Below are 15061 nucleotides of genomic sequence, written 5' to 3' on the forward strand. Positions count from 1 at the left end.
ATGGGGTATTTACTTAACCACGATCTAGTCTAATTGGTCAAGTTTTAGTTGGTTGTTTTTTGCGCTTGAAATGGAATTAAGACCATTCGAAGAAAATGTTTAATTTAGTTGTAGAAGTGCTGCATGAAATCTATTAGTTTTTCTAATTTGGAGTGTTTAAAAAATGTACGTTGAATATCCTTGCAAGTACCTCTACACTCCGCGCCCTGTTTATTCGCCCTTGTATTTGTTATGGCAAAGCTTGACTCCCATAACATCACCTTAATTTTTGAAGTAGCACTAGAAAAATGGACACATTAGAGTTTATCCAAATTCGTCGTTTTATCCTTAAATTGGGTAAAATGTTACACAAGTACGGTTCGCCTTCATTTCGACTAGAAGCCTACTTAACTGAAATAGCTACACATTTAGGTGTGCATGCTTCTTTTATTTCTACGCCTACTTCTTTAACTATGGTGCTGTGGAGTGATGGCCACGAAGATGAATATAACCATTCGGCTCGCATGGAGCCAGGCGAGTTAGATATGAACTCGTTATCCCGAACCGATGAACTAGCCAGCACTTTGTTGTCTGGCGATATCACCTTAGCTGAAGCCGACGTACATTTAGACGAAATAGATGTTATGCCCAGCCCTTATGGTAAAGCAGTTACAGGTAGTGCCTTTGGGTTATCTACCAGTGCCTTTGCTATGTTGATGGGAGCAGGGTGGTCAGAAATATTCTATTCAGGTCTATTAGGATCTATGGTGTATTTCTGGACCCTTTGGGCCTTGAACTCGAAGCGAGTCAAATTGATGTTAGAGCCCGTTGCTTCTTTTTGTGTGGGTTTTGGGGCCTGTGCGATTAACCACTATTCGTCATCAGGTTTTAATATTTGGTTAATTATTTTGTCCTCGCTGATCATTTTAGTACCAGGTTTATCACTCACAATGGGTTTGGCAGAAATTTCATCTCGTAACATGGTGTCTGGTACCGCGCGTGTGATGGATGCCACTATGCAGTTGTTTAAACTGTACTTTGGAGCTTTTTTAGGTGTGAGTTTAGGATACCAATTGTTTGGTCAACAAGAGTTGGCCTTGGCAGAAACCTTACCTTTTTGGGTTAACTGGTTAGGTGTGCTGTTACTTAGTATAGGATTGGTAGCAATATTTCGAACCCGCTTAAAACATGTGCTTTGGGCTATCACTTCTACCTTTATTGCTTATGGTGTCTCTACTTGGAGTTCGGCTTATCTTGAAAATGGTTTAGGTGCCTTTGTTGGAGCTTTTGCTTTAGGGGTGTTTGCAAACATTTTTTCTCGAATTGCCAATGCACCTTCTTCCATAGTGGCGATGCACGGTTTAATTGTATTGGTACCGGGATCAAAAACGTATATTGGTCTTAACTCGTATATATCTGGTCAAGACATCATAAAAACTGAGCATATTGGGCAAGAGACATTTTTGATTTTGATGTCATTAGTAGCTGGGCTTATTTTTGCTAACGTTGTCATGCCCACTAGAAAAAGTTTGTAATTTAGCTTTTCGTGGGAAAGTGTAGTGTTGACTTGGTTTGTAAGTAGTTCTCCCTCAAAGCCTCATCGTTTCACTTTAGGGTAAGTGAGCGATGAGGAGTGAGTAAAGCAACTTAAAAGTATCATCAAGTTAGATTAATTAGATGCAACAGTGGTTACTTCAATATTGCTACTATATTTACCAGCAGTTAGAAAGTTATTGATATCTTCAACGTTAGTACCGTGTTGCTCAACAAAATTAATTAACTTTTGATTATTACAGGTTACGTTTTCGGCAACATAATTTTTACTTAAACCTGATTTTTTAATAGCTTGCGACAATCTCAATTTGCTGCCTTCGGTAGCTACCACGCATAATTTGCTAGTAACATAGTCATCTGCGGCTACGTACTCAGTTGCAGCACTAGCCATACCGATTGAGCTAAGAGTTAAAACTGAAGTTGCGATTATTTTAGTAAATGTGTTCATCATATTTTCCTATTTAGTTAAGTTAGTAAGTCGTCTTAGTGACTTGTCTTAGCTTTTGCAACCGTGATGCCAATTTATATTTTATATATAAAACAATAGGTTATGTTTTTTTGTGATTTTAAATAATGAGGGTGAAATATATTTGACCAAAAAATTGGTTATTTTGACTATTATTTAGTTGTTTTTTTGTTTGAGTGTTAGTCGGATATTTTTGTGGAGATAAAATGGCTTTATTAGTGATTGTCATAGGCGGTCCCAAAGTTAAAATTAAGGAAATAAGTTGTCTAAGTTACGGTCATTTTTTGAAATAAGCAGTTATGGGATTTATGAAAGTTGGGATGAAAAAAGTAAAGCCCTACCACAAATAAAAAGCTTCACTACTAAAGTGCCTGCTCAGCTGGATATTGAATTCGGTTTTATCCTAAATGCTAAAAAAGCTAAAGGTAAACGTTTAGAGTGGGCCATTTATCATCCAAATATTCATGATAAAAATGGTGAGCCAATGGAGCCCTTTGAAGGGGAAGTGTATGTTAGAAATAACGATTGGGATTTCTATCTAGGTGACACCATTTGGGAGCCTCTTCACGATAAAGCCGGAGATTGGCTTATGCAGATTAAATGTGATGGCAAAGTAGTCGCCAAGAAAACCTTCGACCTTTCAGTTGAATATGGCGATGGCGAAATACAGTTTTGGAAAAAACGTGGCTTTTAAATAGTCGCTTACTTAAATGACAGCCTATTTAGACAGGTAGTAGTTTTAATAGATGCTCATACAGAAGAACAATTTTTAGTTTACAGCTAGTTTGTTTGCAAGCTAGAGTGCATTGTCATAATTTTAGTCGCCTCATCAAGGAATGTATTATATGAAGTATATGAGTCTGGTCGCCATCGCTGCGATCTTGATTGTAACGAGCGTAAATTCCCATGCAAAAGTGTTAGTCCAATTAGAGCAATTCCCAAAGTGGTTTAAAGACGCCACAGCCCGTGAAACAACAGTCAAAAAGACCTCTAAACTTAAAGTCGAAGAGTTTAATGTTGATGGCACAGTTAAAGGTAAATTCAAGCTAGTAGAAGAAGGTGAGGGCACTTGGTATTACACTGTTGATATCGGCACCGATTCGCCAGTAGAGTGTTACATATTCACTGAATATGATGGCCCCGCCAATTCACTTTATGCCCTTATCGAACATAGCCTGACTGGTGTCGAAGCCCTAAATAATAAGAAATTAACGGGTAAATTCAATTACGCTATTGATAGCGGCGTAATAAATTCTACTCCCTATTTGCAATTAGATACGCTTTACAACCTTGGTGAAGGCAACAAAAAAGTGGCGGGTGTATTAAAAGGTTTTTCTGCTGAAACTGCGCAGAGTTTACAAGTGTGCCTACATAATGAGATGGGCTACAACCAAGCTTTCTTTGATGTGTTTGAATCTTTTGTCACTGCAATGGTCGAAAATGAGCCAAATTCCGCTTTTTTCGAGCCTATCTATCAATTGACCCTTAGCGGCGTCCCTATTGGGTTTGGCCGTGAGGTTTACACCACTGATGCAGACGGTGACGTTAGCATTGAAAAGTACAGCGCATTTATAGTGCCTGTTGATGCTAATACCGTATCTAGAACTGACTCTGTCACAACAGAATGGAGTAGACCCGATGGCTCAGTGATTAACGGCAATGCCTATACAGTTGAAAACCAAGTGATGACCTCACAATATTCACTGCAAAGCCTAGATGGCAAATGGCAGGTAGAGGGTGAATTACAAGGTAAACCCATTAAAACAGAATTAGCTTATTCAGGTTGGTTGTTATCTGGGTTTGGGAGTCACCTAGAAACTTTGAATTTACAAGCTGCTGAAGTAAATTCGGCTGAATTTAATATGTGGATGCCTGACGCTGACCCAACATCAGCGATTCAAATCAAATTAAGCAAAGTTAATGATAATCCAAATGCAAATTTAAAAATTAATATGGGCCCTATTGTGATGGACTTTATGGCCAACAAAAAAGGTGTTTTCGAAAAAGGTACTATTAATCAAGGCCCACTAACAATGGGCATTAAATTAATCTATGTGCAGGGCGAACCCACTCTGCCATGAAGTATATTGCCCTAGTTTTAATTTGCTTGGTCACTACAGTGGCAAAGGCACAAAGCACGCCTTTGCTAGCAGAACAAAAGGTAGAGCTTAATGCAGCTCAAGGTTTACCCCTTGGAGAGCAAATCAGCTTTGATGTGCAAACATCAAAGCCAAAGATGCTAGCTGCTAAGCTTGAAGGCTGGAGTCATATTAAGGTTACCCAAATAAAAGATCGGGGTTTATCTCTTACTATGAGGAATAAGTCAGAGTTTTTAGGTAAGCCTATAAGCCAGTATTCAGCCCCAAGTTTTGTGATAGATACAGACGAGTTAAGCACCCAAAACTTTATCTCTGGTTTTGCTGAAAGTATTGATAATACTAAAGGTTGGGAGCCGAATGACCTCGCGGCGTACGTTAGTGGTTATATTAAAGACACCACTTATATTCACGGGTTTAATATAGCCTCTGTGGTTGCTGAACAAGCTAGCGGAGACTGTACTGAATATGCAGTATTGGTAACGGCCTTGGCGCGAGGACTTGGGTTACCAGCTAGGCTGATTATGGGTACAGTAATTGTAGAGCAAGCAGATAACGTAGCATCATACGGCCATGCTTGGGTAGAGGTTTATAATGATGGCCAGTGGCATTTACTTGATGCTGCGCTATATGGCGATGAATCTAGTCAGCATTTTTATTTGCCCGCATCTGAATTAGAAAATGAAGGCCCTGGATATGTGATGTCTCTTGCGCGAGGAGCTGCATTAATGTCAGAGGCAATTACAAATCTTAAAAGTAATTAACTAGGCCTGTTTTTTAATAGTGTGTGCAGCAGGTTCAACCTAAAATCAGTAAGTTGTTATATTTAAAAAAATGAAAAATAAAGTATCTCCAGAACTAGAAGCTCAAGCTATGAAAATTGCTAAAAGCAGGCAAAAGCAAGGACAAACAAAAGAGCAAACGAAATTGATTGCCCAAGGTATAGAAAAGGGCATAGCTGAATATAAAAAACAGCAAAGTAAAAGAATGAGAGAGATAGATAAGCGAAAAAAGCAGCAAACTAAAAAAGAATATTCGCAGACTCCAGCTTCTGAAGAAGGGATTACTGAAAAACATGGCGCTACTAAAATTCCCTGGATACTACTTGGATTAAGCTGGTTGGGTTTTATTAGTTTTATTATGTTTAGTTAAAGTAAAACAGGGATATTCATATTAGAAGTTAATAGCGCAATTGAAATATAGAAGCTCAGACTCGTCTGATATTTATGACCAAATGCTTTAGAGCTAATCAGACAGTCATAAATTTGCCTAAAGCTATTTTCCCATACTTTAAATATTAACTTCGGCTTTACGCCCCAAGCGGACTATATAAATTTTCCGGTTGAACGATAATGATCCTGGGAAAGTTGATGTTCTAATGGCAATAAAAATTGGTATGCAATGCCAACTATTCAAGTTGCAATAGGGGTTTAATAAAGTCTAGAAATGCAGATATTCGCTTAGCAGCAGGAGAGGATTGATAGTAAACGGCATTTACTTTTTCTCTATCTGTATTGAGTAATCGATATGGATTTAATAATGTTATCAAAGCACCTGATGCAATATCTGCATCTACCATAAACCCTGATAAACAGGCGATTCCATTGCCTGATAACGCTAGTTGTCGTATTGTCTCTCCGTTACTTGCCGTTAAAGTAGGAACAACAAGCTCCCCCCCTTTAATAGGCCATTTATTTAGTGATTTAATGTCCGAAAATCCAATAATATCATGATGTTTTAAGTCTTGAGGGAGTCTAGCCATGCCTCGTCTAGCAATATACTCAGGTGACGCAACAATATAAAGAGGACTTCTACCGAGTACCTTTGCGTGCAAAGTTGAATCTTCGAGTTTGCCGATGCGAATGGCAACATCGGTCCTATTTTCTATTAAATCAATAAACCCTTCATTAGATCTAAGTTCAAGCTCTATGTCTGGATAGGTTAATTTAAAAGGTTGGATCAAAGGAATAAGCTGATGAAATATAAAGGGACTAGCTGCATTAATCCGTAACCTACCAGCAGGTAATGCTCCTCGAGTAATAATGTCATCTTCTGCCACTTGAATAGACTGCAAAGCACTTCGTACCGAGTTGACAAATTTTCTGCCTTCGTCTGTGAGCTCTGTGCGTCTTGTTGTTCTGGTTAAAATATTAACGCCTAGTTGCCGCTCTATTTTGCTTACTGCTCTAGATACACGAGCAACTTGAATATTTAGCACATCGGCGGCGGCAGAAAACCCTCCCGAGTCGACAACACAAAGCAAAAGTTCCAAATCATCTGAGCGTGTTTTCAAACTAGTATTCCTTTTATTTTCTGCAAAAGTAATTTGTTAATAATGCCATTTATCACAACAGTATAGCGATTAATAATAGCGCCTACAAAGTGATGCTCAATTTTATTGCTATCACTTTCTACCATTCTCTTTTTAAAAATACTTGGAGATGATTATGCCATTAGCATTACTTGCATTAGCACTCAGTGCCTTTGCAATAGGTACGACAGAATTTGTTATCGTAGGTTTACTCCCTACCATGGCTCAAGACCTAAATGTATCGATTCCTTCCGCAGGCTTACTAGTGAGTTTATATGCACTAGGTGTTGCAATTGGAGCCCCTGTACTTACTGCGTTAACGGGTAAGTGGAACAGAAAACACCTTCTATTATTTGTTATGGGCTTATTTGTTTTTGGTAACCTAGTAGCGTGGCAAGCACCTAGTTTTGAAGCGCTGATCGTAGCCCGAATCCTAACGGGGCTAGCACATGGTGTGTTTTTCTCAATCGGCTCTACTATTGCTACAGGTTTGGTACCTAAAGAGAAAGCTGCTAGCGCCATAGCAATCATGTTTACAGGATTGACAGTCGCTTTGGTAACTGGCGTGCCACTAGGGACTTATATAGGACAACAATTTGGCTGGGAAGCAACATTTTTAACCGTTTCAGCCTTAGGCTTAATTGCAATGCTAGGCAGTGCAATACTTGTCCCAAATAATTTAGTTCAAGCTAAACCTGCAAAAATTTCAGCCCAATTAAAAGTATTAACCCAGCCAAGATTGCTATTAGTTTACGCCATCACAGCTGTTGGTTATGGCGGTACCTTTGTCGCGTTTACTTATTTAGCGCCTATTCTCAACCAAATTACAGGGTTAGCTCCTAGTGTTATTGGCTTGGTTATGTTGGTTTACGGCGTATCGGTTGCTATTGGTAATATTTGGGGCGGGAAAATGGCTGATAAAATGGGCCCTATTAAGGCACTTACCATCATTTTTACTGGTCTTGCTGCAATATTATTTATATTTAACTTTACTGCTGCAAATCCAATCGCCGCAATCATTACCATTTTAGTTTGGGGAGCCTTTGCCTTTGGGAACGTGCCAGGCTTACAAGTCTATGTTGTAAAATTAGCAGAACAGTACACCCCAGACGCCGTCGATGTGGCTTCAGGTTTGAACATAGCCGCTTTCAATGTCGGCATAGCACTTGGAGCTTGGGGAGGTGGGCTGATTGTTGAACAAGCAGGTTTAATGAATACCCCTTGGGTTGCTGCCGTAATTGTTGTCATCGCAATTGTTCTCACAAGAATTTCAGGTTTCCTAGATTCACGTGCTCAATTACAACAAGCCTAACGGAGAGTTGGGGGCAACCCCCAACGAGGCTAATTATGACTCCCAATCTAAAAATTAGTAAAACACTCATTTTATTCTATCAATGGGAGCAGAGTGTTAGATTTCTTAAACGTCCGCTTTGGAGTAAGAAAAGACTTGAATGCAAATTAAGTTAGGTTTAATTCACCTAATATCCAAGTTCTGGTTTTACTTTAAGGCGGCATCCTTTACAGACCCAAATCGGAAAGTTTTAGATTATCCTTTTGGCGCGAGCTTATCAGTTATTTGCTGGTCATATTCTTCGGGAGTCAGCAGAATTAACTATGCAATAATCAACTGGTTTCGGCCGTTTTCTTTTGCTTGGTAAAGTCGTTTATCAGCTTGAATAATAAGTTCTTCAAGGTTATCGCTGGTTTTGGTACTAGTAGTTGCCCCCATACTAAATGTTATGTCCCAGTTAATAGCGGGGTTATTCGCTTTAATATCAACACAATAGTTTGCAAAGTTTTTACTCAAACCAGTGAAGATATCTTGCACATCAGATTTGTTGGTAGTGTCTAATACAAACAACCATTCTTCACCGCCATAGCGCCCAAACTTGTCATTTTCTGACAGTGTTTTTCTGGCTGCATTGGCAAATGCAACTAAGACTAAGTCACCGATATCGTGGCCAAACTGGTCGTTAATTTTTTTGAAATAATCTAAGTCTGCAATGGCTATTGTTATCTCTTGTTTTTGAATTTTATCTGCAGCTTCTTGCATTATGCCCCGTCTATTTGGGCAATTTGTTAAATAATCTGTTAATGCGATTGAGTGATATTTTTGGCGCTGGCGCACTTGTTTGTAAAATAAAAAACAGGAAATTCCGATTAGAATCACTGCAATTGCAGTGCTTAATCGCCAAATCAGTTTTTGTTGATGCTGCTGTTTGGCTTCAAGCTCATTAATATCGTTTTGGTGGGAGAGTCTTAATATTTCTTCTTCTTTTTCTTTTACTTCAAACTTCACTTGAAGTGTTTTTATATTATTTTCGCTGGTGGCTTCTAAGTGCTTTTGGGTAAATACGAGCTCTTGCTCTATGGCTTCAAATGCTTCGTCAGTTCTTTTTAGGCGTCGTTTTAATTCATATCGTTTCTTTAGAAAGTTTGCTTTGTAATAACTGCGACTAAATTTATCGAGTATAGAAAATACCTGGTCGTTGACGCTGTTGGCCTTTTCAAGCAAGCCTTGCTTTATGTATATGTCACTTAATAAAATCATGGATGCTAACTGCATATCATAAACGCCAGCAGCCTTTGCAAGACTTATGTTTTCTTTAACTGTACCTAAAGCCTCTTGATACTTTTCCTGGGTGTATAAAACGTTTGCTAGGGAATATTGAGCAAATGCGAGGCCTTTCAACATATTGACTGACTTAAAATATGAAAGAGCTTTTCTCAAATATACAATGGCCTCTTCTTTTTGGTTGGACTCTAACAGTACGTTGCTTAAGCTCCAGTAGGCTTTTGACATAAAAAGCTCTTCTTTGGTTTTTTCATAGGTAGCAGCTGCTTTTCGGGCATATTCTACTGCTTTATCTTTTTGCCCTAGATAATTGTAGGTATCTCCTATTTTTCTTAAAAAGAAACCTTGAGAAGGGACATCTTGTATATTTGTTGATAGTTCCAGTCCTTCTAGGGACACATCCAAGGTGTTTTTTAATGCATCTGTATCTGTGTAGTAGTAAGCCAGCGCCCGAAATATAGTCACTTTTTCCTTGGGCGAGGATTCAGGTAATAATAGTTTTAATTGCTTCATTAAAGCTTGGGCGGGCTCAGGGTCGTCTGCTCTGAGTAGTAGCTTCAATTTTGTTTCCAGTAGCATTAAATACAAATCTTTCTGGGTCTGTAGTCCCTGATCCATATTATAGGCTTTAAGGTGGCGATCTAATTCTGAGTATTTCTCTTGTCTAAAAAGTAGCTCTGCATAAAGTACCGCAGTAGCAAAGTGGATATCTTTCCAGCCTTCTTTTTTACTGATATTAAAAGCACGCTCCAAGGCTTCAGCACTTTTTAAATAGTCCATTCGACTTGTTTTAATCGCTTGGACTAAATTCTCTACAGATTCATAGCTAAGGGAGTGTTCATGTGGCTCGGTATTTGAATCGAGCGCAAATGAAACATTACTCAAGCAAGTAAAGATGAAGAGAGTAAATAAAGTAAACGCTATATTCCTCGTACCCCACCATGAGCTTTTATGGGTCATTTAGATCTAGAGCCCAGTGTGGCAAAAAGACAGTCGTTTTTTGAAAATTTGCAAACCATTAGTTATTTGAAACTCCTATACATAATCACTCGTAAGATATTGATTAGTTTTAATGTTCAATAAATAGCCTAGCAGTTTTGAGGATGTGAAAAATCACCTAGGAAGTTGCTTAAGTATTAAGTTTTATACATGACTTTCCCCTGTAAGAAGACTCTAGTGTTGTTGAATTGATGTTTAAATACCAAAAATACAACGAGTAACAATACACATTGGGTTCAAGCTAAACCGTACAAGCAGAAAAAGTATATCTGCTAATTCTTATATTTTTGGTCTAGGTAATCTATGGCTTGTAGCACCATAAGTTGCGCGCATTCTGTCGATGTGGTGAGGTCAAAGTCATAATTGATCCTGTAATACCGCCAGCTTGTGGCGCTTATAAGATATCTTAAGTTCGCGGCTGTTTTTATCACTTCTGCTTGCTCGGCTTTTGGGTAAGCAGTAATTAATAGTTGTTTAAAAACATTAAATCGAACTTCCGATGAATTATTTAATACCCTTGGAAATAAATCAGCGCTTAACAACACCATAACTTTACGAGGTTGAGCATCGAATTTTTGATACAAGCAAATTAAATAGTGTGTAATACCGTGGATAGTGTCAGGTGGGGGAGGTAGATTTAATTCATTATGTAAACGCTTAGCTAAAGCATCAAGAAAATCATCTCTTGTTCGAAAATATCTAAACATAGTTCGTTCGGATATTTGGGCTTGTTTGGCAACTTTTTTAAAGCTTAATTCGCTCACCTCTTGAGTTTGAATTAATTCACAAGCAGCATCTAGTAATAAGTTAATCGCTAGCTCATTTTTCTTTTTTTGTAGCAGATTCATTTTTTGTCATACCTCATGCCATATTGACGTTTATTCTGTCTTTGTTTATATTTTATCCACTTGGCACTATTTTTACAAATATGAAAAGGAGAGAGTAATGACTACAAATACTATAGTAAAACAAGCTAATGAGGGAGATTGGTTAGATGTATTAGGAATGAAAGTTCAGTTTCTAAGTACCAGTAAAGACACACAAAATAGATATTCGAGTATGTTAAATACAGTTCCTAAAGGAAAAGGCGCACCGCCCCATTGCCACCCCTGGGATGAGTCTTTTTATATTCTCAAAGGAGATATAGAACTTTGTATAGGCGCTAAAAAACACCATTTGTCGACTGGTGATTATGCTTTGATTCCTGCGGGCCAATCCCATGCTTTTACTGGATTGTCTGAAGAAGAAGGGTTGATGATATTGTTTGACTCTCCAAGCCATTCTCAAGCATTTTTTCAAGAAATAAACGACACAATAAAATCTATTCCACAAGATTTACAGAAAATGCCAGCCATCGGAGACCGGCATAAAGTAAGTTTTTTATAGTTTAGAACTGGTAGGTGACGCCCATTCTAACCGTGCGTGGTTCAATAGGGTGGTAGTGGATATCTTCAACGCCTTCTTCGGCTTCACCTGGCAATCTGCTGGTGTACAAGTAGTCTATATCGTGGTCTTCACTGTCGAGTAAGTTCAGCACTGATAAGTCTAACCTCCAATCGTTTAGTTGATACTGAGCGTTGGCATTCACAACGGTGAAACTATTTGATTGGGTTTCATTAAAGCTATCCAAGGTCCGCTTTCCAAAATGGCGAACTCGTAAGTTTGTGTTTAGCTGATCGTTTACTTCCCAGTTGATCCCAAGACTGGCAACAAATGGCAGCGAGCCGTCTATATAATCACCTTCACCTTCCGCTGATTCACTAAAACGAGAATGTGTCCACGCTAGCTCCAGATCAGTGGTGAGGTTAGGGGTTAACCAAAAGTTACTGGAAAATTCTACTCCTTTGCGTTCAGAAGCTCGGCTCGCTTCGGTATTACCTGCATCTCCTACAAATACTAATTCCGAGTCATTTTCTAGCCACCACAATGATAAAGACATATTGTACCTACGGATAAGTGATACCCGTAAGCCAACTTCGGCACCTTGACCGCGTACTAAAAGGTCTACTGGGTCGGTGGGTTCTAATGTTGTTGGATCAAGGCTAATGACTACGCCTCTAGCATCATTAGAATGGAACGATTGCCCAGCATTAGCATAGGCCTGCCATTGGTCATCAATCAAATAGCTAATACCGGCTTTTACGTTTGTCATGTGGTCGTTAGCTTTACCACTATTGGCATCTAAGTCACTTTTAACATCGACTGATAAGTAGTCATGCCTAATGGCTGCATTGGCAATCCAGTCTTCACCTATATAGGCGTCTACTGTATAAAATACGCTAGCAGACCACTCGTCAACCGAGTCAGTACGAACCGTGGATAAGCGCTCTCTTTCTTTGGTCTTGTAAAGGCCAACTTCAGCAATATCGTCATACTGTACATCTAGCCCTACTTTTTGATGGAGGTGGTAGTTGTCCGTATCAACAGAAAATACTTTAGTGATATTACCGCCATAGATATTTCTATCGTCGACTTGTTCGAATTGGTCGCCGTTAACTGGATCGTCAAGAAAGTAAGTAAAATTTGAATATAAATCTAAGTCACTGGTGATGGCATAACCAGATACAAACCAATCTTGGTTTTGCCAGTTTGCAGATAGACTGTAGCGATTAGACTCGCCACCAACTGTGGTGTCTAATGAACCTAATGGGTTAATTAAACCAGACGTGATTGCCCGTTCTGGTATTTGGTCTGCCGAATTCCAACTATTGTCGTACCCTAAAAAAGTGACGTTTAACATGCCGCCAGCTAACACTTGTTGATACCTAGCAAATAGGTTAGTTTTGTTTACATCTTCATTTACGTCTGTCCATGGGCCATCATATTGTTGCCACTCGGCTCCAAAAGCAAAGTTTCCTTCATCAGTGGCCACATTGTTACCCACAACACCGCGTACATAACCGTTTTCACCTAATTCAACTTTGGCTAAAGGGTTTTGGATGATCGACATTAACGAAAAGTTAGCGGCGCCTGCTGTAGAAAAGTCGCCTTGCGTGCCTTTATATGGGCCTTTTTGATAGTCGATTCGTTCGACAAACTCAGGAATAATGAAATTAAGGTCGGTATAACCTTGGCCATGACCGTGGGTTCTCATATTGACTGGCATACTATCTATAGTGGTACTGAAATCTGTGCCGTGATCTAGGTTAAAGCCTCTTAAAAAATACTGGTTAGCTTTACCGGAGCCGCTGTGTTGAGTCACAACCATGCCAGGAATAAACTCTAGAACCTCGCCAGCTCTTAATATAGGGCGTTGTTGAATGTCGCCATAACCTATGACGCCTTCAGAGGCCGATAATGAATCCCCAATTAAATGGGCCTGCTTACCATAAACAACAAAGTGTTCAAATCCTGCACCGTCAGCGAAAACGTAAGTGCTCATGGCAAAAATGGGAATATATAACAAAGCTTTCATGAAATTAAATGTCTCAATAATTTTTAACAAAAGGAGAAGTTAATACTCCAAAAATAATCGCGAGATAATACAATAAAGATTAATATCCTAAAATGTTAGTGAACCCAAATTTCTGATACATCACAGTTTTTCCTTAATTGATGGTATTTTTTCAATCGTGTTGAGGTATTTTCTCTAGGTGAGATTTATTAAGGAGTGACATTGAAACATACAAAATCAGCCCCTTCGCAAGATTCTTCTGAGCAAGTTCGTCCAGAAGTGAGTGCTGGATTACCCGGTGCGTCACCAGTATTGCATCGTAACCTTAGAAAGGCCGGTATTGATCCAGACAGGCTTTCAATTTTACATTTGGGTTTGCCTGCTCACTTGCATCGTCAATTTCCAGCTTGGATGAAGCGTATGTTGGTGGGCTATGCATTATGGCTTGCTTTGTTTGTATTAAAATTAAATTCGGTAGCTATATCTCCTTATCTTGAGGCCGTTTTTTCACTTGTAGTGGGGTTATTGATTATTCAGGTGGCATGTCAGGTGTTAGTGACAGCGACTGAGCGATTTGCTGCGCGAATGGGCTGGACACACTATGTTGCAGGTACCGCCTCTGAAATCCTATCGACCTTACCAGAATTGGTAGTAATTGCGTTTCTTGTGCCTGTTAGCCCTTTAACCGCATTTATTGTGACTATGATAACCATCTATAACAACACCTTAGTTTTTAGTATTTACTCTTTCTTCTTACCAAAAAACTATATGGGAAAATTTCTGATGCCAAAGCCGATAACCGATGCTGGTACTCAAGTATTGATAGCTGGTGGCGCTTTAGGTTTAGTGCTAGGCGTGGTGATGTTGGTTCTTTCTTCAAGTGGCCATCCTAAACAAGGGTTTGAAGCTTTTGACTTGGCTGTGGTTGCCGTTTTGTTGTTAATTATATTTGTGGTGTATCTCTATAAATTAGTCAGAGATATTGGCAAGGAAGAAGATGATGTACAGACGACTTTGCAGTTAACAGAGCATGAAATGGAAGAACGTCAACAACTTGCATTCAAAAATGTGGAGCGCTGTGGTTATGGACAGATCGCCCTTTTACTTATTTTGGGGATGTTAGGGGCAGTATTAGGGGGGGAAAGCATCGCCGAATTTGCATCTTTGGTTATCGATGAGATGGGAGTGAGTGGCATAGTCGCAGCCTTAATACTTGCGGTTTTTGCTGGCATGAGCGAATACGTTATATTGTGGACATCTCATCGTAAAAAAGAATACGGCATAGCCTTAGCAAATGCATTTGGTGGTATCGCCCAATTATTATATTTAACAGTGCCATTTACCTTTCTTGCAATTGCTTATTATCAAAGCTTTGTGGATCCCAACCATGATGACTTCCCTCTGTTATTCTCGGTGCCAAATATATTATTGTTGATTTTTCTTTTTCCTACTATGCACACTTTGGCTTCTTTACTAGAAAAAGATCACACTATGGATATTTTGGATACCATTATTATGGTTGCCTTAGTGGGATTGTTGCTTATTTTGTTGGTTGCTTATGGCGCGGTGCCAACTTAAACCTAGCTTTAGTTTGGTAATGCATACTGGTGTTTTATAAGATAAAAAAAGCCCCTAATACTGAGTATTAGGGGCTTTGTATTTATCAAAACTAGTATTTTAAAAGTAA

At 39.1% G+C, this 15061-nt stretch carries 13 protein-coding genes; 8 read left to right on the forward strand and 5 right to left on the reverse strand.

Annotated elements, in window-relative coordinates:
* Nucleotides 1-287 precede the first annotated feature (287 nt).
* Entirely contained in the window at nt 288-1514 is a 1227-nt protein-coding gene (locus EOK74_RS11330) for a threonine/serine exporter family protein (protein ID WP_133470122.1), read from the forward strand.
* A gap of 134 nt (nt 1515-1648) precedes the next feature.
* Here EOK74_RS11330 and EOK74_RS11335 read toward each other — a convergent pair whose 3' ends face one another.
* Complete coding sequence (locus tag EOK74_RS11335) at nt 1649-1984, reverse strand: DUF3718 domain-containing protein (RefSeq protein ID WP_239024093.1); 336 nt, start codon at nt 1982-1984, stop codon at nt 1649-1651.
* Between the two features lie 277 nt (nt 1985-2261).
* On the opposite strand from EOK74_RS11335, the gene EOK74_RS11340 reads away from it, so the two are divergent.
* The 4 genes from EOK74_RS11340 to EOK74_RS11355 all read left to right on the forward strand — a co-directional run bounded on the left by EOK74_RS11340 (nt 2262) and on the right by EOK74_RS11355 (nt 5247).
* Nucleotides 2262-2693 carry a DUF3859 domain-containing protein gene (locus EOK74_RS11340; protein ID WP_133470123.1) on the forward strand — a complete coding sequence of 144 codons (432 nt, stop codon included), beginning with the start codon at nt 2262-2264 and terminating at the stop codon, nt 2691-2693.
* Between the two features lie 151 nt (nt 2694-2844).
* Nucleotides 2845-4080, forward strand: a complete 1236-nt coding sequence (locus EOK74_RS11345; RefSeq protein ID WP_133470124.1) for a hypothetical protein — start codon at nt 2845-2847, stop codon at nt 4078-4080.
* The gene (locus EOK74_RS11350; protein ID WP_133470125.1) at nt 4077-4859 is read left to right on the forward strand and encodes a transglutaminase-like domain-containing protein; all 783 of its coding nucleotides are present in this window, start codon (nt 4077-4079) and stop codon (nt 4857-4859) included. Before EOK74_RS11345 ends, EOK74_RS11350 begins: the two co-directional genes overlap by 4 nt.
* A 70-nt stretch (nt 4860-4929) precedes the next feature.
* Entirely contained in the window at nt 4930-5247 is a 318-nt protein-coding gene (locus EOK74_RS11355) for a DUF2956 domain-containing protein (protein ID WP_133470126.1), read from the forward strand.
* Nucleotides 5248-5503: 256 nt separating this feature from the next.
* On the opposite strand, the gene EOK74_RS11360 is transcribed toward EOK74_RS11355, so the two are convergent.
* Nucleotides 5504-6388: a LysR family transcriptional regulator gene (locus tag EOK74_RS11360; RefSeq protein WP_133470127.1), complete on the reverse strand. Its 885-nt coding sequence runs from the start codon at nt 6386-6388 to the stop codon at nt 5504-5506.
* Between the two features lie 154 nt (nt 6389-6542).
* On the opposite strand from EOK74_RS11360, the gene EOK74_RS11365 reads away from it, so the two are divergent.
* On the forward strand, nt 6543-7718 hold the full coding sequence (locus EOK74_RS11365) for an MFS transporter (protein WP_133470128.1): 1176 nt from the start codon (nt 6543-6545) through the stop codon (nt 7716-7718).
* A gap of 300 nt (nt 7719-8018) precedes the next feature.
* On the opposite strand, the gene EOK74_RS11370 is transcribed toward EOK74_RS11365, so the two are convergent.
* Both EOK74_RS11370 and EOK74_RS11375 read right to left on the reverse strand, forming a co-directional pair.
* Nucleotides 8019-9761, reverse strand: a complete 1743-nt coding sequence (locus EOK74_RS11370) for a diguanylate cyclase (RefSeq protein WP_239024094.1) — start codon at nt 9759-9761, stop codon at nt 8019-8021.
* Between the two features lie 491 nt (nt 9762-10252).
* Complete coding sequence (locus EOK74_RS11375) at nt 10253-10828, reverse strand: TetR/AcrR family transcriptional regulator (RefSeq protein WP_133470130.1); 576 nt, start codon at nt 10826-10828, stop codon at nt 10253-10255.
* A gap of 97 nt (nt 10829-10925) precedes the next feature.
* On the opposite strand from EOK74_RS11375, the gene EOK74_RS11380 reads away from it, so the two are divergent.
* Complete coding sequence (locus EOK74_RS11380) at nt 10926-11366, forward strand: cupin domain-containing protein (protein ID WP_133470131.1); 441 nt, start codon at nt 10926-10928, stop codon at nt 11364-11366.
* Between the two features lies 1 nt (nt 11367).
* Here EOK74_RS11380 and EOK74_RS11385 read toward each other — a convergent pair whose 3' ends face one another.
* Complete coding sequence (locus EOK74_RS11385) at nt 11368-13395, reverse strand: TonB-dependent receptor (RefSeq protein WP_133470132.1); 2028 nt, start codon at nt 13393-13395, stop codon at nt 11368-11370.
* Between the two features lie 201 nt (nt 13396-13596).
* Between EOK74_RS11385 and EOK74_RS11390 the strand changes: the two genes are divergently transcribed.
* Nucleotides 13597-14952 carry a hypothetical protein gene (locus EOK74_RS11390; protein ID WP_133470133.1) on the forward strand — a complete coding sequence of 452 codons (1356 nt, stop codon included), beginning with the start codon at nt 13597-13599 and terminating at the stop codon, nt 14950-14952.
* Nucleotides 14953-15061 lie beyond the last annotated feature (109 nt).

It is taken from the genome of Paraglaciecola marina, from assembly GCF_004360155.1.
Taxonomy (GTDB): domain Bacteria; phylum Pseudomonadota; class Gammaproteobacteria; order Enterobacterales; family Alteromonadaceae; genus Paraglaciecola; species Paraglaciecola marina.